General features: G+C 58.8%; 19 protein-coding genes. 6 read left to right on the forward strand and 13 right to left on the reverse strand.

Going from position 1 to position 20,217, the window contains the following annotated elements; translation table 11 throughout:
- The first annotated feature begins 217 nt into the window (after positions 1-217).
- The 3 genes from PHF39_RS09630 to PHF39_RS09640 all read left to right on the forward strand — a co-directional run bounded on the left by PHF39_RS09630 (position 218) and on the right by PHF39_RS09640 (position 2,827).
- On the forward strand, positions 218-454 hold the full coding sequence (locus PHF39_RS09630; RefSeq protein ID WP_300223393.1) for an LSM domain-containing protein: 237 nt from the start codon (positions 218-220) through the stop codon (positions 452-454).
- A gap of 176 nt (positions 455-630) precedes the next feature.
- Positions 631-963 (forward strand): MarR family transcriptional regulator, encoded by a 333-nt coding sequence (locus PHF39_RS09635; RefSeq protein ID WP_300223416.1) that lies wholly within the window; start codon positions 631-633, stop codon positions 961-963.
- 181 nt (positions 964-1,144) lie between these two features.
- Positions 1,145-2,827, forward strand: a complete 1,683-nt coding sequence (locus PHF39_RS09640) for a PAS domain S-box protein (protein ID WP_300223395.1) — start codon at positions 1,145-1,147, stop codon at positions 2,825-2,827.
- 316 nt (positions 2,828-3,143) lie between these two features.
- Here PHF39_RS09640 and PHF39_RS09645 read toward each other — a convergent pair whose 3' ends face one another.
- The 5 genes from PHF39_RS09645 to PHF39_RS09665 all read right to left on the reverse strand — a co-directional run bounded on the left by PHF39_RS09645 (position 3,144) and on the right by PHF39_RS09665 (position 8,564).
- A complete protein-coding gene (locus tag PHF39_RS09645) occupies positions 3,144-5,210 on the reverse strand; it encodes an acetate--CoA ligase family protein (RefSeq protein ID WP_300223397.1) in 2,067 nt (688 codons plus the stop codon).
- A 74-nt stretch (positions 5,211-5,284) separates the two neighbouring features.
- A complete protein-coding gene (locus tag PHF39_RS09650; protein ID WP_300223399.1) occupies positions 5,285-6,394 on the reverse strand; it encodes a glutamate-cysteine ligase family protein in 1,110 nt (369 codons plus the stop codon).
- Positions 6,378-6,887 (reverse strand): YkgJ family cysteine cluster protein, encoded by a 510-nt coding sequence (locus PHF39_RS09655; protein WP_300223401.1) that lies wholly within the window; start codon positions 6,885-6,887, stop codon positions 6,378-6,380. The genes PHF39_RS09650 and PHF39_RS09655 overlap by 17 nt, the downstream gene beginning before the upstream one ends.
- A 7-nt stretch (positions 6,888-6,894) precedes the next feature.
- A complete protein-coding gene (locus PHF39_RS09660; RefSeq protein ID WP_300223403.1) occupies positions 6,895-7,764 on the reverse strand; it encodes a RimK family alpha-L-glutamate ligase in 870 nt (289 codons plus the stop codon).
- On the reverse strand, positions 7,761-8,564 hold the full coding sequence (locus tag PHF39_RS09665; protein WP_300223404.1) for a RimK-like ATPgrasp N-terminal domain-containing protein: 804 nt from the start codon (positions 8,562-8,564) through the stop codon (positions 7,761-7,763). The genes PHF39_RS09660 and PHF39_RS09665 overlap by 4 nt, the downstream gene beginning before the upstream one ends.
- A 402-nt stretch (positions 8,565-8,966) precedes the next feature.
- On the opposite strand from PHF39_RS09665, the gene PHF39_RS09670 reads away from it, so the two are divergent.
- Positions 8,967-9,521 carry a CBS domain-containing protein gene (locus PHF39_RS09670; RefSeq protein ID WP_300223405.1) on the forward strand — a complete coding sequence of 185 codons (555 nt, stop codon included), beginning with the start codon at positions 8,967-8,969 and terminating at the stop codon, positions 9,519-9,521.
- A gap of 264 nt (positions 9,522-9,785) precedes the next feature.
- Here the strand turns inward: PHF39_RS09670 and tpiA are convergent, their stop codons facing one another.
- The 3 genes from tpiA to PHF39_RS09685 all read right to left on the reverse strand — a co-directional run bounded on the left by tpiA (position 9,786) and on the right by PHF39_RS09685 (position 13,729).
- Entirely contained in the window at positions 9,786-10,454 is a 669-nt protein-coding gene (gene tpiA, locus PHF39_RS09675) for a triose-phosphate isomerase (RefSeq protein ID WP_300223406.1), read from the reverse strand.
- Between the two features lie 98 nt (positions 10,455-10,552).
- Entirely contained in the window at positions 10,553-13,180 is a 2,628-nt protein-coding gene (locus PHF39_RS09680; protein ID WP_300223407.1) for a DUF3656 domain-containing protein, read from the reverse strand.
- 6 nt (positions 13,181-13,186) lie between these two features.
- Positions 13,187-13,729: a small multi-drug export protein gene (locus PHF39_RS09685; protein ID WP_300223408.1), complete on the reverse strand. Its 543-nt coding sequence runs from the start codon at positions 13,727-13,729 to the stop codon at positions 13,187-13,189.
- Positions 13,730-13,905: 176 nt separating this feature from the next.
- Between PHF39_RS09685 and PHF39_RS09690 the strand changes: the two genes are divergently transcribed.
- Positions 13,906-14,538: a type I 3-dehydroquinate dehydratase gene (locus PHF39_RS09690; protein WP_300223409.1), complete on the forward strand. Its 633-nt coding sequence runs from the start codon at positions 13,906-13,908 to the stop codon at positions 14,536-14,538.
- A 68-nt stretch (positions 14,539-14,606) separates the two neighbouring features.
- A complete protein-coding gene (locus tag PHF39_RS09695) occupies positions 14,607-15,098 on the forward strand; it encodes a hypothetical protein (protein ID WP_300223410.1) in 492 nt (163 codons plus the stop codon).
- A gap of 369 nt (positions 15,099-15,467) precedes the next feature.
- Here the strand turns inward: PHF39_RS09695 and aroC are convergent, their stop codons facing one another.
- The 5 genes from aroC to PHF39_RS09720 form a co-directional block, all read right to left on the reverse strand.
- A complete protein-coding gene (aroC, locus tag PHF39_RS09700; RefSeq protein WP_300223411.1) occupies positions 15,468-16,457 on the reverse strand; it encodes a chorismate synthase in 990 nt (329 codons plus the stop codon).
- On the reverse strand, positions 16,454-17,845 hold the full coding sequence (aroE, locus tag PHF39_RS09705; RefSeq protein WP_300223412.1) for a shikimate dehydrogenase: 1,392 nt from the start codon (positions 17,843-17,845) through the stop codon (positions 16,454-16,456). Before aroE ends, aroC begins: the two co-directional genes overlap by 4 nt.
- Positions 17,842-19,107 carry a 3-phosphoshikimate 1-carboxyvinyltransferase gene (gene aroA / locus PHF39_RS09710; RefSeq protein WP_300223413.1) on the reverse strand — a complete coding sequence of 422 codons (1,266 nt, stop codon included), beginning with the start codon at positions 19,105-19,107 and terminating at the stop codon, positions 17,842-17,844. Before aroA ends, aroE begins: the two co-directional genes overlap by 4 nt.
- On the reverse strand, positions 19,104-19,901 hold the full coding sequence (locus tag PHF39_RS09715) for a prephenate dehydratase domain-containing protein (RefSeq protein ID WP_300223414.1): 798 nt from the start codon (positions 19,899-19,901) through the stop codon (positions 19,104-19,106). Before PHF39_RS09715 ends, aroA begins: the two co-directional genes overlap by 4 nt.
- On the reverse strand, positions 19,898-20,217 hold a 320-nt coding region (locus tag PHF39_RS09720), incomplete at its 5' end, for a prephenate dehydrogenase dimerization domain-containing protein (RefSeq protein WP_300223415.1). The genes PHF39_RS09720 and PHF39_RS09715, both read right to left, overlap by 4 nt.

Raw genomic sequence — 20,217 nt, forward strand, 5'->3', positions numbered from 1 at the left:
GTCAGAGAATCCGAAGGGTTCATCAGAATCCTGAGGATGAGAAGATTTCAACAGAAATCTTCGAATCTCGACAACCTGAAGGGAGGCGATTGCCGACCTTCAGGCCTGATGGGCCGTGAAAGGTCGAAGAATAGCTATGCAATTCTTCTCCTTCTTCGGGTCTGATGGCCCTCAGAATCCACAAACCTTAATACTCTACCACCCCAAATTAGGGCAGATGGTTAACGGAATTGTTTTGCCGATAAAGAAAGTGTTTGCACTCGTTGATTCAAAAATTTCCGTCGAGATCAAGGATGAGGGGCGGAAGCTGCAGGGCCGCCTCGTTGCGGTGGACGAATACTTAAACATCCACATGGATGAGACCATTGAGTATGTCGACAACCAGCGCGGGAGAAGCCTCGGGATGGTTGTCATCCGTGGGAATAATATCCTCACCATTGCGCCGGTATTATGAGCAAGACACCAGCCACAAAGAAGGAACTCCCAAAGAAGGAACTCCCAAAGAAGGAACTCCCAAAGAAGGGATCTCCGAAGAAGGAACTCCCAAAGAAGGGATCTCCGAAGAAGGAGCAGAAAACAGAAGCTCCGCGTGAAGAAGAGGTCCGGGAAAACGACTCCCATGAAGGCCCTATAGAGGAAGGGCTGAAATTGATCCAGTCCCGGCCCGAAGGAGTTCTCCAGAGCGAGCTCTGGAAGGAGCTGGGGGTTGACAGCCGGAAGTGTTCCCGGATTGTCAAGAAACTGGAGGAGAGCGGTCTCATCGAGCGTATCGAGTTCAAGAAAGAGGGGCTCAAGACCTATCTTCTCAAGGCAAAACAGATGCCGGTCAATCCATTACACCTGCTTGCCGGCGACGAATTGATCCCCTGCATCGGGTGCGACCTCGAATGTGTTGTCGAGGAGTGCCACCCGCTGATGGACTGGATGTACCAGCTCGCTATTGTCTCCCATTCCGAAGACTGACCGGGCTTTCTGCCCAACCGATACTCTTTTTGATCCAAGGAAAATCCCCGCGGATACGGGCAGATCTCGGTGGATCGCGTTCAGGAAATGCCCGGGTTTCCCGTTTTCTCAACAACTATTTATCGCTCTGGCATCCACCTGATAATAATTACCCCGGATCCCCAGCTCCGGACGATGTACGATGATCTCGATCCTGTTTGTCGATGACAATACCGACCTGTTCACCCGCATCCGTACTTTTCTTGAAAAGACCGGCGATATCCGGATAGAGCAGGCTCATTCCATCAAGCAGGCAACAGACAAACTCCGGGGGAGGACCTATGATGTCATCATCTCCTACGAGCAGCTTCCCACAGTCAACGGCATCGAGTTTGTGCCGGACATGAACGGGATAGATTTCCTCAAGTACCTCAAGAGCCAGGGGAATACGACGCCCGTCATCCTGCTCGGGCGCCGGGGGCCAAACAAAATCTCCCTTGAGGAAGTGAGCAATGCCACGGAGATCACCCTCCCCTCCTCCGGAGATCTCCGCCCACAGCTGATGGAGATGGTCACCCTTATCAAGCAGACCATGCTCCGGCGGAAGGCCGAACGCGAACAGAAAGCTCAGACCGAGCAGCTCGCAACTATCCTGTCTGCAACCCCACTGGGAATATTCCAGGTCAGGAACGGGGTCATCGAATGGGTGAACCGCCCCTTTGTCACCATGCTCGGGACTGATGAGGGATCTCTTGTCGGGAAGGAGCTTCACACCCTGATCCGGACCCCGGAAGAGTTCGACCAGCTTGCCCGTGAGTTCCAGATCCGGAAGGATCCGCAGGGGCTTGCTCATGCAGACTGTCGGCTCGTCCGCAGGGACGGTAAGGCAATTCCCTGCCATATCCAGGCCCAGGCACTCGATCCTCAGGACATTGTCCGTGGCGGGACGTTTGTGGTCACGGACAACACCGAGAAACAGAAACTCACAGACGCCCTCCGCGAGAGCGAGGCAAAGTACCGCGAGGTGCAGACCAACAGCCAGAGTATCATTATCCGGATGGACCTGCAGGGCACCATTACCTTCTTCAACACTTATGCTCTCACGTTCTTCGATTACAGTGCCGAGGACGTGATCGGGAAGAACCTGGTCGGCACCATCGTTGCCGAGAAGTCCCGGATCCAGCACGGGCTCTCGATGATGGCTAACGACATCGGCTTCAACGCCGAGGGCTATGCAGTGAACATCAACGAGAACATCCGCAGGAACGGTGACCGGGTCTGGATCGCCTGGATCAACAAGGCGATCCGCGATGAACAGGGCCGTCTCATCGAGATCCTCTGCATCGGCCATGACATCACAGACCGGAGGCGTGGCAGCGGAGAGGTCCGGATCAGCACCGATACGTGGAAGGACATGGTCGTTGCCGACACGGACATAAAGGAGGAAGTCTTCGATGCGGTCTTCCATATCTGCACGGAGATAACCATCGAGGGACGGGAAGGAAAGCCCGTTGGGACGACCTTCCTTATCGGGGATACCAAGAACGTGCTGGAGAAGTCCCGCCAGATCATCTTAAACCCGTTCGAGGGGCACAAACCCGAACTGCGCATGGTCACAAACCCGGGAATCAACGAGAACATCAAGGCCCTTGCACAGCTTGACGGCGCTTTTGTTCTCACGGGCGACGGCTTCATCGAATCGGTCGGCCGCTACATCACGGTGGACTCAAGCAATGTGTCCCTCCCGCCCGGTATGGGCACAAGGCACAACTCAGTGGCGGCGATCACCGCTGTGACCAACGCTGTGGGGATCGTGGTATCCCAGAGCGGAGGTGGGATTACCGTATTCCGCGAAGGCCGGATACTGAAGAAGATTATGTTGTAAATCTCCATTTTCTCGTATTCTCCATTTTTCCGAAATTAACGCTTTGTTGAAATCATTTCCACAGCGTCCTTTTTATGGAATTGCGAAAGTGAACCCCGGTTTCAATCATTCATTTTTGGGTGTCCATCTGCGACCCTGCTCCACGGTCCGAACGGTTGGCAGACTGTGAGGATGAGAAGAATCCGAAGGATTCTTCGCGATGCGAGGATCGACAGACCCCGAGCGCCCGTGGTCCAATCCCTAACTAATACTATCTCACACAGGTTTCCTACAGAGCCCGTTTATTCAAATCTTTGCCAATAATGCCCGCTCTTCTCTATCCATGCCTGCACCCCGGGAAGCCCGAGCTGCACTTATGCTGGCAGATATTCCCCACCGTCCGGAAGGCATCCTCGAGATCAGGGAAGTTGGGGATCCGGGAGTCGCGGAGGATGCGGAGCGGGGTCTTCATGCTGTCGCCGCCAATCATGCAACCCACGATCATCTTGTGGGTATGCTTTGAGAAGCGGACGATCTCGTTTGCTACGCGGATCGGATCGGAGATGGCCGAAGGGACGGCTACGATGAACGCGATGTCCCAGAGGTCCTGGCGCCGGATCATGATGTCGAACGTGCGGGCGAACCGGTCGGCGCTGGAATCCCCGACCATGTCGATGGGATTTGCCCGGCTCCAGTTGGCGGGAAGCACAATATCCAGTTCCGAGACAAGATCGGGAGGGAATTCCACCATTTCAATGCCGAACCGTTCCGCATAGTCCGATGAGAGAACCGCAAATCCGCCTGCATTGGTGATGACGATGGCACGCGTGCCGCGGGGATATCCCTCGGAGGAAAGCAGCTCCGCAGCCTGGAACGCCTCGCGGATGGACCGGGCCGGTATGACCCCTGCCTGCCGGAACGCGGCCATGTACACATCGTAACTTCCGGCAAGCGATCCGGTATGGGAGGATGCGGCCTTCTGCCCCAGCCGGGAAGCACCGGACTTGATGGCGACAACCGGTTTTGTGAGCGAGACGCGCCGCACGACATCCATGAACCTCTTCCCGAACCGTATCTGCTCGATATAGAGGATGATCGAGCGGGTCTGGGGATCGTTTCCGGCATACCGGATGAAGTCCTCGAACGTGAGGTCTGCCTGGTTCCCGACACTGATGACCGTGGAGAACCCGATATCTTCCGGCAGGCTCCAGTCCACGATGGTGGTGATGATGGCGCCGCTCTGCGAGATGAAAGCAATTTGTCCGGGCCGGGGGGAAACCGGGTCAAAGGTGGTGTTGATCCCCTTGTGGGGGAGCATAAGCCCGAGGCAGTTCGGCCCCATGATACGCATGCCATGACGCTGGGCGATGGCAAGAATGTCCTCTTCCAGGTTCCTGCCTTCGCCCCCACCCTCGCGGAATCCGGAGGAGATGATGATGGAGAGCGGGATCTTCTTCTTTCCTGCATCTTCGATGACGCCCGGCACACCGGCGGCGGGGATGGCAATCACGGCAAGGTCAACCCTGCCAGGTATGGATGCCAGGTCCGGGTATGCCTTCTGCCCGAGAATCATGGGTGACTTTGGATTGACCGGGTAGAGCGAGCCGGGAAACGTGAGAAGGTTCCGGCAGATCGCATACCCGATCTTGCCCGGGTCCTGCGATGCCCCGACAACAGCAATAGATGAAATGTCGAGCAGGCTGCTGTCCATCCCTGCGGAAGATACTGTTTCCAGAGGGATTTCCTGCTCTTCCCGGTAAAACCGGGCATCGACAGCACATGCCCCGTCCGTATACAGGACCAGGGGATTGATATCGAACTCGGAGAGCGTGAGATCGGAGAGGAAGAGGTCCGCAGCCGACCGGATGATCGCGGCAAGTGTCTTTCTGTCACGGGAAGGCTCGTCCCGGAAGCCGGCGATCAGGGGGTACCCTTTCAATTCACCAATCATTTCTTCGATCTCGTCATTACTGACCGGAAGGACCCGGAGGGAGACATCCCGCAGCAGTTCCACCATCTTCCCGCCAAGCCCTACCGTGAGTATGCGGCCAAACGCCGGATCGATCTTTCCGCCAATGATGAGTTCCAGCCCGGGCGGCAGGTGCTGCTCGACAAGGATCCCGGTGATACGGGCATCCGGGGCACGGGAGTGCGCACTCTCTATGATCCGTTCAAATACAACCCGCACCTCCTCTGCAGAGCGGACGCCAGTGACGACGCCGCCGACATCGCTCTTGTGGACAATCTCCGGTGAGACAATCTTCATGACAACCGGATACCCGATGGTATCGGCAGCCCTGGCGGCATCTTCCGGTGAAGTAGCGAGCGAATGCTGCGGCACCGGAATCTTGTGGGCGGCAAGCAGAGCATAGCCTTCGGCTTCAGAGAGGAGTGTCCGGGTCATAGCAACCTGTCCTGAAATAGAATAGTGTGGAACGGATTAAAGGGTGATCGCTTGAGGCCCCCCATTCCGGCACATCAGATCCCGTACGCCCGGTTCTCCCGCAGGCAGGTCTCCATGTCTGTAAGCACGGTTGTCAGGGCCTCCCCCCGGGAAATCCGCCCGGCGATCCTCTCTGCAAGGCACCCGTTCTCGATCCTGTCCCTTACCACCGGGAGGTAATTACGTTCATCAGGGGTCGCATTCCGCCACGCAAGGTCATATAACTGCCGCAGTTCGTCTTTGAGCCCCGCAGTCCCCTGCCGGATTGCCCGTTCTGTCATGTCCAGGAGCGCGTCCTGCCCGGTCTCCACTGGGAGGGAATGGCATCGCAGGAGCGGGCAAACAAACGCGGCAAACGCCATATCGGAACGGATCGACTCCTGTTCATCCAGCGCTTTGATCTCCAGGCACCTGCGCGAGAAACGTACGATAACACCTGCTGAGTCCACCCATTCCTCGCAGAGGATGCCCGCATCGCGGGACCGGAGTTCGCGCCAGATGCCCTCCATCCGGCGTTTGTGATCGGCAACCGTCCGGATCTTCTCCGGAATGATCCCGCCGCATATCGCCGGGAGCTCTTTCTGGTTCTGCCGGTAAAAGAGGAGCCGGTTGTCGCAGGACCCGGTCAGCCTCCCTTCCACTACCGTCGATGAGGCCGTGACCGCAATAAGATACGGGAGCAGCGAGCGGATCCGGTTGAACCGGGAGATCAGTTCCCTGCTGTCACGGAAGGAGAGATTGATCTGGAGGGCCTGGATGTTCAGCCATCCGTGCTGCCGGATATCGAAGAGCCGGTCATAGGTCCGGTAATATTCCCCCTCGTCATGGTCCCAGACCGGGATCTCGTGGACCCGGGCCGTCGGGTGCATCCCGAGGCCGAGAAGACGGTACCGGTTGCCGAAGATCCGGTAAAACCGTGACAAGCCGCCTGTCAGCTGCGATTCCAGCGCCATGATCTCCTCTGCCGGTGATCGCGGGACCATCTCGATCACGGTCTTCTGGAGTTCCTTTGCAAGCCTGACGTCCCCGAACAGGATGTCGCTCTCATAGCTGCCGCAAATCTCTTTCAGGACCAGATCGGAGACCGGGAGCGCGTGAAAGCCGCTGTCGTTGATGGAAAATTCGTGTTCAGTGCCGATCGTCATGCTGCGCCTGGTATACGCGCGGGATCTCCGCGACAATCTCTGTCTCCGGCTCCTCTATCTGGCAGATTACGGCCAGTTCATTTTCGCGCAAATCCGAAACGAGGCGGGTGATGTTCCCGACTGCTGTGGCATACTGCTGGTCGTATGCTTCCGGGAACTCTTTTAACAACCGCACCATCGGGCAGATTGTCTCGTATTTCAGGAATATCCGGATTGAGTCGGCTGTCACATCGAAGGTAAACGGGCCTGCGATGCAGGTCTCCGGCTTGAAGGCATGGATGCTGCATTTCCCCCCTTTGCAGAGCATGCAGGTCCCGTCATCCCGGGTCTTTACGAAGCGGTACCCGTCCTGCCCGAATATTGCGTCAGGAACTCCCTGTGCAACCAGCCTTTTGTAACGCTCTTCCGAGATCGGGGGTTGTGCACCATTACAGCAGTTCCCTCCGCAGAGCATGCAGATAGCCTCTGCACGTGTCATCCAGTCGTCAGTCATGGTGTCATCAGGCAGTAAGGTGTTCTACGATCTGCTCGAAGACGCGGGGATAACAGTCATCCTCTCCGCTCTCGATGGAGGGATTGTCGTTCACCTCGATCACGTACGCATCGCCGTTCGTATTCTTGATGTCAACCCCGTACAGCCCGTGGCCGATGGCATTAGCAGCCTCGATCCCGAGCCTGAGAACATGGGGCGGGACATCCTTTTCCGGTACGCTCTCGACCCCGCAGTACACGATATGCCCGTTCACCGATGCCTGGATCTTGAAGGTCACCGAGGGGATGGTATACTTGCAGGCATAGAGGAGTTTCCCGTCGAGAACCCCGACCCGCCAGTCGTATTTGCTCTCGATGTACTGCTGGACCACGATCCAGTCCGAGAGCCTGATGAACCGTCGTGCAACCCGGAAGAATCCGGCAATGTCATTTACCCTCTCGACCCGGAGCGAGAACGAGGTCGAGGGCTCCTTGAGAATGAGGGGTGAGCCCATTTCATCAAAAAGCCGGGTCACACATTCGACAGTGAGGTCAGTTTTTGAGAGAAAAACCGTCTTCGGGAGCGAGACTCCCTCCCGGATGAGGTGGGAGTACATATTGATCTTGTCCGAGCAGATCCGGATCGACTGCGGGTCGTCAATGACCGGTATGTTGTGGAACGCGGCCATCCGTGCGGCAACGTATGTGACATTCATCGGATCGGTCCGTGCCCGGATGAAAAGTGCATCCTCTTTTGGGATCTTGCCGATATCCACCGGGAAGATGAAGTCAACGTCATGTCCCATCTCTTCGGCTACGTCACGGCACCGGATCAGTGCCCCCAGCTGCTCCGCGTTCGAGAGGGTCTTCCGGTCAACAAAGATCCCGAGCCGGCTCATAAAAACTCCTGCTGCGAGAGGTATGCGGAAAGGATCGTGCGCTCTTCTCTGGACAGGTGCGAATTTTTGACCGGGGAGATGGAGGAGAGGAGGTATTGCTCCCCGCTCCGTATGTACACAATGGTGACAAGCGGGATATGGAAGAGGTCGTAGACCTGCCGCGCAAGGCCCGTAACATGGCTGCACCTGCCAGCAGTCCTGCCGAATATGGCGGTGCACGACCCGATCTCCGCATCTTCAGCCAGTTTCTGGTAGCAGAAGGGATACTTCCCCCGGTTCGTGATATGTTTCACGAACTCTTTTGCTTTCTTGGTATCGCAGACAACCGCATATTCCGCAGCCGTTGCATAGTAGTTCAACCCGTAGAGAATGGCGGGGAGGGGGGTATATGCCTGCGAGATACCCCATTCGCATACCGGGATTCCGGCAAGGAGCGCACGTTCAAGGCAGACCGGGACAACGTAGGCATCGATCACGGACGCACTGGATGGCAGAACGGCCGTGCCTTCCAGCTCATGGCGGAGGATCGTGTAATAGGGCTCGGTCTTGTAGGAATAGTTCGCGCTCACGATATGCAGGACATGATCGCGCCAGACTGTGTAGAGGGCGTCATGCGAGAGTGAAGGCTCTTTTCGTGCTGCCGTGCCCCGGGCAGGGTGGCGTGCCGGAGGTACCGGGGATTCTGCTGCGGTGGCTGGAGGCAGCAGGGTATCCGGCCGGATAAGCGGGACGCAGGAGCCGGGAACCGGGGGAACGCTTGCAGCCTCCCCGCGGTGGCTGCCATTGAACCGGGAGTTCATGGGATGATCCGCTCCCGCGTTGCCGCTTGCGCCCCGTGTTTGCCGGGCAGGCAAACAAAACAGTCAACATCTCTACCGGTTACAAAAGAGGACCGCCGATGGTTCTCTTCATCATCATCGTTTGTCTCGGACTCTGTCATAGAGAACACTAATCCGGCATCAGGACGCCGGATTATCGTTACCAACGTTATACCAGCAGAGGTTTAAAAGAATTATGCATGCGGGTGGAAAATGCCGTGCCGGAACTGGAAAAAATCACTGCCAATAATACAAAAATCAGCGCTCCGCGAGTCCCTGCTATCGCGAGCCCGTTCCGCCCCATCATGTTTTCCGAGGGGAATCTGCACATGTCCCGGTTCTGGGGCAAGGTTGATATCATCTTATAACCAGTAGTAATCAGCAATGCACGTACCAACTCCCGAGGAACTCCGGGCACGCCGTGAGGCGCTCGGTATGCGGCAGACCGAACTTGCACGACGCGCCGGCATCAGCCAGTCCATGGTGGCACGGATTGAGGCAGGCAATGTCGACCCCCGGGTCAGCACGCTCAACAAGATTATTGTCGTCCTCAACAGCGCGGAACCAAAGAAGATTCGCGCCGCCCAGATCATGCACACCCCCGTCCTCTCGGTCCAGCCGCAGGACGCGATCAGCCGCGCAGTGGAGATCTTCGAAAAGAACAACATCTCCCAGCTGCCGGTCATCGAGCGCGGCATTCCGGTGGGCTGCATTTCAGAGGCCGTGATCGTCAAGGCCATCGAGCAGCAGCGCCTCCACAAGACCCACCTCTTCTTTGTCCGGGACTTCATGGAGCCCGGCTTCCCGACCGTCCCTCCTGACATGGATGTCGAGACGGTCGTGAACATCCTGCAGCAGAACCACGCGGTGCTCGTTGTTGATGGGAGGATCGTAAAGGGGGTCATCACCAAGCACGACCTCATCTCCCTCATCATGTGAAAAGGCCGGTTTTTTTTCTTCTTCTTTTTTTATGAGTGGAACAGGCACCATTTCCTAAAAAAAGCGTGCTGCACCACACAAAAGTATTTAACGTATATTACCAAGCGATTATTATCGTGGTTACCTGACCGCGATGAGGAGTTTTACATGGCGGAAGAATCATCCGAGATCAGCAGCATGACAGTAATCGGAATCGGCGTTGTTTTGTTCATCATCATCGTGGGAGTCTGGTATCTCTTCCTGAAGTAACTTTGTGAAAAAAGATCAGAGTTTTGATACAAGGTCGCGGAGGACCGCGGCCGGTTCTTTTGATTTTACCACGCTTGATGCAAGGAGGACACCGTCCGTTCCCAGGTCAACGGCGATCTTCACGCACTCTCCCGACTGGATGCCGGCCCCGGTGAGCACTTTGACATTCGGGTTCACGGCATGGACGGCAGCCACGGACCGTTTGATAATATCAGGATTCGCCTTTGAAACCGAGACCCCGCTGCCGATCAGTTCCGGGGGTTCGATGGCAACGTAATCGGGGGCAAGGGCCGCCGCCCCTGCGCTCGTGCTCTCGTTGTTCGAGCAGACAACGGAGATGAGTTTCTGGCTGCGGAGGCCCCGGACCGCTGCCTCGATGTCGGCAATGGTCAGGCGCCGTTCGGAATGGTTAACGAGGGACCCGGCCGCACCGGCTGCACGGATGGCTTCGACCGTGGTATGCCCGGTGTTCGCGCCCGGCTCGCAGCCGTCGACATGCTGGGCATAGACCGGGATGGAGAAGTGGTGGCAGAGGGGGTGGAGGTCGATGTATCCCGGGGCAACCCCGATGCTCACCCCGCTCTCCTGGCTGACGGCCTGTGCAGCCTGTGCGATCATATGGGCCCGGTTACCCATCCCTTCCTTGTACGTCTTTAAGTTAACAAGAATCAGTGGTGATGACATGCCAAACGTCCTCCGCTTTTTCAGGGGAATAATAACACCTTTTGGCTGGGGAATGATGAATATTTGGAATTGCTGCAGGGACCGGTGGTTCCGCCAGGTTACTCCTTGAGCCCGCGGAGGAAGTGGCCTGCGGTGATGCCGCCAAGCGAGAGGGCTTTTACCCGCTCCTTCAGGTCCCGCAGTTTTCCATCCCTGTGCGAGCCGGGTTCTCCGAGCACATCGACAGCCTCGCGGTACAGGCGGGTCATCGCGGCAGTGTACGCTGACGGCCGGAACCGTGCGTCAATGACAATCTCCGTTATGCCCGCATCGCGGATTTCCGGGAGAAGATCGATGAGGCAGAGCTCGGCAGCATTCGCGATCCGTGTCCGGCAGTCCGCGGCTTGATGGATGGGGAAGACCCGCCCGGTCTCATCCCGGAGCGCAAACAGCCTGCCCCGGTCCCCGCGGCACTGGCGCACCAGCCGGGGGATGCAGTCCTCTGTTACCAGAGCCTCGCTGCTCCCCTGCACGATGAGGGCAAACTCAGAAACTTCCCCATAGATTTTGGCTGATGTTGTTAGTTCCGCAATGTCCGTACGGGACAACTCGGACGAGAGCGTGAGGAGACTGTACTTCGGTGCGCCCCGGGTGGCTGCAGCATGGTTGAAGATATTCAGCCCGGCACCGCCATGGAGAGTCATGCCGGGAAAAGCCCGGGCGATTGCGTGCGAGGTGCCGGAATTTTCGGACATGCAGAAAGCAAGTCCATTGTGCTCTGCATCCCGGATCTCAACAAGGATTCTTTCCAGCTCGCCATCGTGCAGGATACGGGGGAGTTTCAGGACGAACCGGGCATTGGTATTCCGGCAGGCATCTAAAGCTTCCCGGATCTGCATGCGGAGGAGATCGTGAGGGAGCCTGTTCCCGCAGGTGTGCCGGTCCGATGGGATAGCGGGTTCGAACAGGATTGCATCAGCGCCTCCGTCCCGTGCGGCAATGACGCTGTCTGGTGTATCAGTGATTACCGCAACCCGCAGCCTGCCAGCAGCTTCGCGAACGTTCTGTGCAGGATGGGAACGACCGGATTTTCTGGCCTTCAGGGCGTTTTGTACCTTCGTGACATCTTCAGGAGACGGGCGGTACGAGGCACCGAGCAGTTCGCCGGCCTTGTGGAAGAACTCCCGCCGCATCTCATTGAGGAGGGCCATGGGAGCGAACAGGCCGCCATCATACCGGATGGTGCATGTCCGGACAACAAACGGCGTCCCCCCGGTCTTTCTGAACTGCTCCTCCAGCTGGCCCGCCGTGAGGGGGCGGGTTGTAGCCGGTTCCAGTGCCTGTTCGGGCCGGTACGAGACCGGGATGGTTCTGCCATCGGGGCGCGTCACCATGCCGTCAATGGAAACAGATCCGCTGCTGCTGACCGTGATTTCGAGGTCGGCAGGCAGCGGGCGCAGCACATCAGCGGGGGGTTTCGCGATGATCCTCCGTGCCCGGGCATCGAAGCCGGGAGAGGAGGTGAGGTACACGAGTGCGCCTTCCGGCACCGGTGCCGGGACGGGGAGCAGGTACCCCCGGGGGGAAGGTTTTGCAGCAGCATTCAGTGCAAACCCGAGCTCGCGGCCCGCCTCCCCGGGCAGGGTGATGAGAAGGCCGTCTCCGGGCACGGGAGTAACGGGACAGGACGGCCGGATAAATGCCGTTTTGCTCTTCCCGTCGTACCGTTCTACCCGGCCAACAGCAAGGCCGCGGTTGTCCGGTGCATCCCGTCCCATCAGTTTCCTGTAGCGGTCGCCGAACAGGTACCCGTCCGTGAACTCCCGGTTGAACGCCATGAGGAGATCGCGGTACGCTTCCCGGGACGGTTCCCAGGTTCCTGTCGCGATAGCATCGAGAGCCCGCCGGTACGTGGAAACGACCATGGCGACGTATTCCGGCGACTTCATCCGCCCCTCGATCTTCAGCGATGCGACCAGTGACTTGACCAGTTCCGGCAGGTGCTGGTACGTGCAGAGGTCTTTTGGCGAGAGGAGATACTTCTCCTTCAGCGCGACGTCTGTCAGTTTCTCCGGCCTGCCATACGCATCGGTCTCCCCCTGTACAAGAGCATAGGGCTTCCGGCATGGCTGGGCGCACATGCCCCGGTTCCCGCTCCGTCCCCCGATAACGGACGAGAGGAGGCACTGGCCCGAGTACCCGTAGCAGAGCGCGCCGTGGGCGAAGACCTCGAGCCCGGTGCCGGTGTCACGTGTCTCCTCCGCGATCCGTTCCACCTCGTACAGCGAAAGTTCCCGGGCAAGAACGACCCGTGACAGCCCCTGCTCCGCGGCCCACCGCACTCCATCGCTGTTGTGGATCGTCATCTGGGTCGATGCATGGAGGGTGAGGCGGGGGAGGTACTCGCGTGCCAGCGCGGCAAGCCCGGTGTCCTGCACCAGGACCGCATCAACGCCAATGGACCAGAGCCACGACATGTACTCAAGCACCCCGTCGAGCTCGCGGTCATGGATGAGCGTGTTGATCGTGACGTACACGCGGATCCCGTACGAATGGGCGTATCTCACCGCCTCCTCAATCTCCTTGTCCGAGAAATTGGCAGCGTACTTCCGTGCCCCGAACCGTTTCCCGCTCAGGTACACGGCATCGGCACTGGCAGCAACTGCCGCCCGGAAGGCTTCGGGAGAACCTGCCGGGGCAAGGAGCTCGGGTAATACGGTTTTTGTGGAGCCGGCATGGGGAGACACAGCGTATCAGGCCACGGGAAGGAACACCATGGTTGCACCATGGGTCAAAAGAATGGTCACGATGCTCGCGATAATGTACCCCGCCATGATAAGGGCCGTTGCGTGGTCCCGCCGCCACCCGAGAATGCATGCTGCCGGGGCGCAGACATAGAATCCCAGTACTATCACCAGGGGGACGAGGCCAACGATGCCGTATTTTGCGAGAAACGGGGATGACTGTGCCCTGCTCCTGCTCTTTTCCAGGAAGCGGGCAACCCGTGGCCAGCGCTCCTCCAGGGCTCCGCAAAGACAGAAAAGGAGGAGAGTGACCCCGAGTGCTATGCAGGAGAGCACGAAGAGGACGAAGATACGGTCAAGGCCGCCGAAGATCCCGACCGGTGCGGCCCCGTACTCGATGATGAAGGTGCTCGCCATCAGGGCCAGTGTGACCATCAGGGACTGGCCGGTGATGAAGGCAACGGGGAGGGGGAGGAGGATAACGATGGCTGCGGATACTGCAAGCGTACCGGTATTGTGCAAGGAGAAGCGGGTCGGGCTTTTGTCATCCATGGGCTGCTGATAATGGATTTGCTGTGCATTCCCATTAACAGTTATCTTCGTCATAAATGTCCCGGGTGTGCCGGTTTTCTCCTGTTCAGCATCCATGAAATCCCTTTGATGGCCAAAGGTTGCGCCCTCACTCCGGTACGCTTTTGTGGGTGAAGGGACAAGAGAATGATAACATCATGAAGATCGTTGCCGCCCTCACGGACCCCGCGAAAGCAGCTCTGGCAGAACAGCAGGGTGCCGATCTGGTGGAACTGCGCGTCGACCTTTACGAGGGCGATCTTTTGCCGCAGGTCAGGGACGCGAAAGCAGCAACATCGCTTCCCGTTATCCTCACGCTCCGCTCCGCGCAGGAAGGCGGGCGTTTCTTCGGAACCGCTGAAGAGTGGTTGAAGAAAGTTGAGCCGCTCCTTCCCTTCGCGGACTATGTTGATGTCGAGCAGCCCTTCGCGCAAGCTGCCCCCCTGATTCGTGAAGCGGGAAAGAAGATCATCGCCTCGTATCATACGGCCCGGATGGTCCCACTCTGCGAACTCTTCGCCATGGAGCGCGATCTCCGGACGTACGGCGACATCCCCAAGATCGTGGTCACCCCGCAGGGCGATGCGGATGTGATCGAACTCCTCACCTTCACACAGGCAGCAAACAAACCGATCTGCACCGGTGTCATGGGCGCGCAGTTCCGCCACGCGAGGGCCATGCTCCCGCTTGTTGGCTCCGAGTTCGTGTACTGCCACATGGGCGACACCACGGCAGAGGGGCAGTACTCGGTTGAGGAGTTCGTGCAGCTCCGGAAGATCCTGGGCTGCTGACATCCGTTACTCTTTTCCATCAGGATCCCAGCGTAAACCATAAAACAGGCAACAGCAGACCTTCCGGTATGAAGCCATCTGCAAATCTCTTAGCCGGCCTGCTGGTCGTGCTCTCCGTGCTCCTCGCCGGCTGCACCTCAGATAGCGGGACCGCGCCGGAAACACCCGTTCCGGTCACCACCGCAACCCCCGAGCCGACAACGCAGGCCCCGACACCAACACCAACGCCAACGCCGACCAGCCCCGCCGATGTCCCCATCGATGTGCCCCCGCCGGCGCAGGCAGTCACCCTTGAGCTCACGAAGAACCGCCCGACCTCGGAACTGCACCTGCTCTACCAGGGCGGCCCGGGGATCCAGTTTACCCAGAAGATCGTGATGTGGGTCTATAATGAAGACGGCTCCTACCAGGAATATCTCATGAGCAATGGCAAGCGGCCTGTTGCAGGCGATGAGATTGTTGCCAAAGGGACCCGGGGCGGTGACCGGTGCGTGGTGTTTGTTACGTCCGGTGGTGTCGTGTACAAAGTGATTGACAAGAAGATGTACTCGGATATCTGAGGGATTGAATCCAATATTCTTATTTTGAAATTTTTCAGAATATTGACGCTTTTGGGAATATCTACAACATTACGATATCTTCGAAATGCCTAGATGCAAAAACGCAGAAATCACGATTCCACCCCCTCCCCGCTGATGCGGGGAGTCGCTCGCACGATTCGAAGCCCGATGGCTTCTCCAATTGAACCTCACTGATGTGACGCTCGATTCCTATCGGGTGCTCGCTGGGCAAGGTTCTATACAATAATTCTCGTACAGGTAATACGAAGGCATCATCTGCGCCCCCTGCCCCCTCGGGGGCTGGGATGGCGCAAAGGGGGGGCAACTATGATACGAAAAATGAAAAATCCTGAATTCTTATTATAAATTTTACTCCCGGTACTTCCTCTGCTCCAGCACCGCATCCACCAGCACCAGCGCCAGCATCGCCTCTGCCACCGGGATGATCCGCGGGACGATGCAGGGATCATGACGCCCTTTTACCGTGATGGATGCATCGTTCCTGCGTGCATCGATCGTCTTCTGGGGCTTTGCAATGGATGCCGTGGGTTTCACCGCAATACGGACAACGATCTCCTGCCCGGACGAGATGCCCCCTAGGATACCTCCCGCGTTGTTGGAGAGGAATCCGCTCTTTGTGATCGGATCATTGTTCTCGCTGCCGAACCGGCCGGCCACGGCAAAGCCGGCCCCGATCTCCACGCCCTTCACGGCGCCGATACCCATCATAGCGCCCGCGATTGCCGCGTCGAGTTTGGAAAAGACCGGATCGCCAAGCCCTGCGGGACAGCCCTTTGCCGCGATCTCGGCAATGCCGCCAACCGAGTCGCCTGCGTTCTTTGCTGCAAGGATCTCGGATTCGATCTCCTGTGCTCCTGCCTTTCCGTGGACGGAGACGATATGTCCCTTGACCGTGATCCCTAGTGATTTGAGGTATTTCTCCGCAACGGCACCGGCCGCGACACGCCCGATGGTCTCGCGCCCCGAGCTTCTGCCGCCGCCGCGGTAATCGCGGATCCCGTACTTCTGCTGGAAGGTGAAGTCCGCGTGGCCCGGCCGGAAGAGGTTCTTCATCTCTTCGTAGTCATGTGAGTGCGCATCATGGTTCCTCACAAGGAGGGCGATGGGCGTGCCCGTGGTCTTTCCGTCAAAGACCCCGGAGAGGATCTCGACCTTGTCGCTCTCCTGCCGGGGCGAGACGAGCGGGGAGGTGCCCGGCTTTCTCCGGTCAAGGGCCGGCTGGATATCCGATTCGGAAAGGGTCATGCCCGGGGGGCAGCCGTCAATGACAACGCCAACAGCGGCCCCGTGGCTCTCGCCAAACGTGGTGATACGGAAATTGGTTCCAAAGGTGTTCATGGGAGATACTTCCTCATCGTTTCTTCGGGGACATCGATCCCGAACCAGAGATAGAACTGCTCTTTTGCCTGTTCCAGGAAGAGTCCTGTGCCCGTGATGGTCGTACAGCCTTTCGCCCGCGCCATTTCGATGAGCGGGGTGATGGGAGGCGTGTACACGAGGTCATAGACCGTGAGATCGGGATAGAGCTGGCTCTCTGCGAGCGGGCTCCGGGTGTCCGGTTCCATGCCGAGCGGGGTCGTGTTCACGACAAGGTCCGGTTTGAGGGTGTCGAACGTGTCCCAGGACGCCCAGCGACAGTCAAAACGCTTTGCCAGATCCTTTGCCCGTTCGGGCGTGCGGTTCAGGATGGTGACGTCCATGCCGAGATCCGTAAGCGCGTACGCTGCTGCCGATGCCACTCCACCCGCGCCGAGCAGCACTGCTTTTGCGCCTTTCATGCCCACGAGCGGTTTCCGGATGCCGAGCCAGTCGGTGTTGTACCCGATCGCGCTCCCGCAGGCAAAGACCACGGTGTTCACCGCCCCGATCTGCTGCGCCGCATGCTCGTCCACCTCGTCGAGGAACGCGATCACGTCCTGCTTGAACGGGATGGTGACCGAGAGCCCTTTTGCATTGATTGCCCGTGCCACCTGCATGATCTGGCCGAGTTCGGGATCTTCAAAGAGTGTATAGAAATTGTTGAGACCGTACTCCGCGAATAAACCATTGAAGAGGGTGGGCCCCTTGCTGTGGGCGCAGGGATAGCCCGCTACGCCGAGGATCCGGGTCTGCGGGTCTGCGGGTGGATCGTGCAGGAGATCCTCCAGTCGCCGGAGTGCGGGTGCGGGAATCCTCCCGCTGCGGAAGAACGCAAGGGCATCGGTCCTTGCTGCCGGGGATGCTGTTCCCGCCTGCAGGAGACCGGCAATCTTTTTTGCCGCGATCTCCGCGGTTGTGTCGCTGGTGTCGAAGCAGAGATCGGAAGATGCGTAATAGTTCTGCCGCCGGCGGTCCATCATGACGGCGATCTCCTCCCTGAGGGGTAAGCCCGTGAGCGGCGGGCGCGATGAGCGGCTGATCCGGCGCTCGATGGTGTCGATGCCGGCAGTCAGGAGGATGACCGTGCTGCCCCGCCGGAGTTTCTCCATGTTGCGCGGGTCCGTGACAATCCCGCCCCCGGTCCCGATAACCGCATCCGCTGTGGGGAGCGATGCCGTCACTTCGCGCTCGATGTCGCGGAACCGCTCTTCGCCGTCCTCGTGGAAGATGTCGGGAATGGACCGTCCGGTCTTCTGCTCGATGAGGGCGTCGGTGTCGATGAACGGCACTCGGTAGATCTTCGAGAGCTGCTTCCCGACTTCGGTCTTGCCGGTGCCCCGGTAGCCCGTCAGCACGATCCGTCTCATGGTATGAGGCCCTTCATTGCGTCCCAGAATCCCGGGAACGATTTGTTCACGCACTCGGCGCCTGTTATCTCGATCCCGCCGACAGCAAGCCCGAGGATGGCAAAGCTCATCGCGGTGCGGTGATCGTTCTCCGGGTCGATTGTGCCGCCGTGGAGGGGAGCGGGACAGATGGTGATGGAATCATCATCCACGCTCACGTCCCCGCCCAGCGCCCGGAGGCGTTCTGCGGTACCATTGATACGGTCGCTCTCCTTGAACTTTAAATGACTGATGCCCGTGATGGTGGTCGGGGTCGATGCCCGGGCTGCGACCATGCAGAGCGTCTGGACGGTGTCGGGGGATGCAGACATGTCAAACGTGATCCCGCGGAGTGTGCCGGTGCCTTCGACCGTTGCCTCATCCTTCCCGTACGTTACCGTGCATCCCATGAGAGCGAGCGCGTCCAGGAACCGCCGGTCGCCCTGCACGGAGTCCGGTGCAAGCTTCGTCACGGTTACTTTACCCCCACAGAGTGCTGCGATGGCGAAGAAGTACGAGGCCGAGGAGTAATCTCCCTCGATGGTGTAACGCCGTCCTTTGTATTTGTGATCGTTACTGACCGCGAACCGCTCGTACCCGTGTCGTGTCACCTTTGCGCCGAATGCTTCCATCACCGAGAGCGTGATGTCGAGGTACGAGGCCGATGCCGGGGGCAACGGGATCGTGACTTCGATTTCTTTTTCCGCGTAAGGAGCCGCCATGAGGATGGAGGAGATGAACTGGCTGCTGACCGAGCCGTCGATCTCGACCGGCCCGCCCCGGAGTTTCCCGCTTACCTTCAGCGGCGGGTATCCCGGCTGGTTCTGGAACTCAGCCGTGCCGCCAAGTGCCGGCAGCGCCTCCGCGAGCGGCCCGATCGGGCGTTCCTGCATCCGTGCGCTACCCGTGAGAATGACCGGGTTGTTGCAGAGCAGGGCGAGCGTTGTGAGGAGCCGGAGGCTTGTTCCCGAGTTGTCGAGGTCGAGCGTTGTCGGGTTTTTGTCCCGGAACGCTCCGTTGCAGCCGGTAATGATGAGCCGGTTCGGCTGCTCCACAATTGCAACGCCCAGGCGCCGGAGGGCTGTTGCCGTGAGCCGCGTGTCCTCGGCATCGAGCGGGCGGAAGATTGTTGTTTTCCCGCTGGCAAGTGTTCCTGCGATCAGCGCCCGGTGCGTGAAGCTCTTCGATGGCGGAGCAGCAAAGGTGAGGTCGACCTTCCCGTGCCGCTGCACGCTCTTCTTCATGGCGGGACCTCCGTCTTCCTGTAGCAGCCGAGTTCCTTGATCTCCGTGATCTCCTTTAGCGCTGCGAGTGCTTCGGGAGTTTTTTTCGTCCACGCAAGGTCGAGGAAGAAGACATAGTTCCCGATCCCCCGCTTGGAGGGCCGCGACTCGATGCGCGAGAGGTTGATCCCGCGGGAGGCAAAGACTTCCAGCAGGTCATGGAGGAGCCCGGACCGGTCGGTGCTCGGATCGATTAAGACGCTGCACTTCTCCGGCCTTTTGTCGCGGGCCGGCTCGCGTGCGATCCGGACAAACCGCGTGGTGTTGGTCCTGCTGTTCTCGGTATTCCTCACGATGACGGGCATCTTGTAGAGCGCTGCTGCCGTCTCCGAGAGGATCGCCCCGGCATTAGGAGTCTTCTTCGCCTCGCGGGCGCTCGACGCATTGCTGCTCGTGTGGATGACCGGAAGTCCCCACTGTTCGATCCTGTCGCTGCACTGCTCGTGCGTCTGCGGGTGTGCATAGATCACCCGCATCTTTTTCATTGACACCAGCGACGCGAGGTTGTGGTGGACGGGAAGGTACATCTCCGCGGTGATGAAAAGCGGAAACCGGGCAAGACCGTCCTGCGTCTCGCCAACACCGCCCGCTTCCGAGTTCTCGATGGGCACAATCCCCTCGCCTTCCCCGCGTTCCACCGCGGCCATGATGCTCCGGATGGTGGGGAGGAGGACGATCTCGTCGTTCTTCTTTTTTAGCTTCAGCGCCAGCTCGTGCGAGAAGGTGCCCTCGGGCCCGAGCGTGAGGATCTTCATTTCTCCACCATGCAGTCGATCAGGGTATCGGTTATCTTCTGGCCTTCCCTGCAGTAATTCCCGAGATGGAGGTTGTTCCGCTCGAAGAAGCTGCGGAAGAGTTCCGGGTCCTGGCTTTTTATCACTTCAGCAAGTTCGGTTGCGGATGCCCGGCACCCGGCAAGCACGTCCGGCACGAACGGGTTCTGCTGGAGGATGTCGGCATAGAGTGCGGGGTCCTGCGAGAGGAGCCGGCCCATGAGCGAGAGCTCGATCTGGTACACGGGGCTCGTGAATGCCTGCGTTGCCCGGATGTCCATACCGAGGCGCCGTATGG

This window comes from Methanoregula sp., assembly GCF_028712425.1.
Classification (GTDB): Archaea; Halobacteriota; Methanomicrobia; order Methanomicrobiales; family Methanospirillaceae; genus Methanoregula.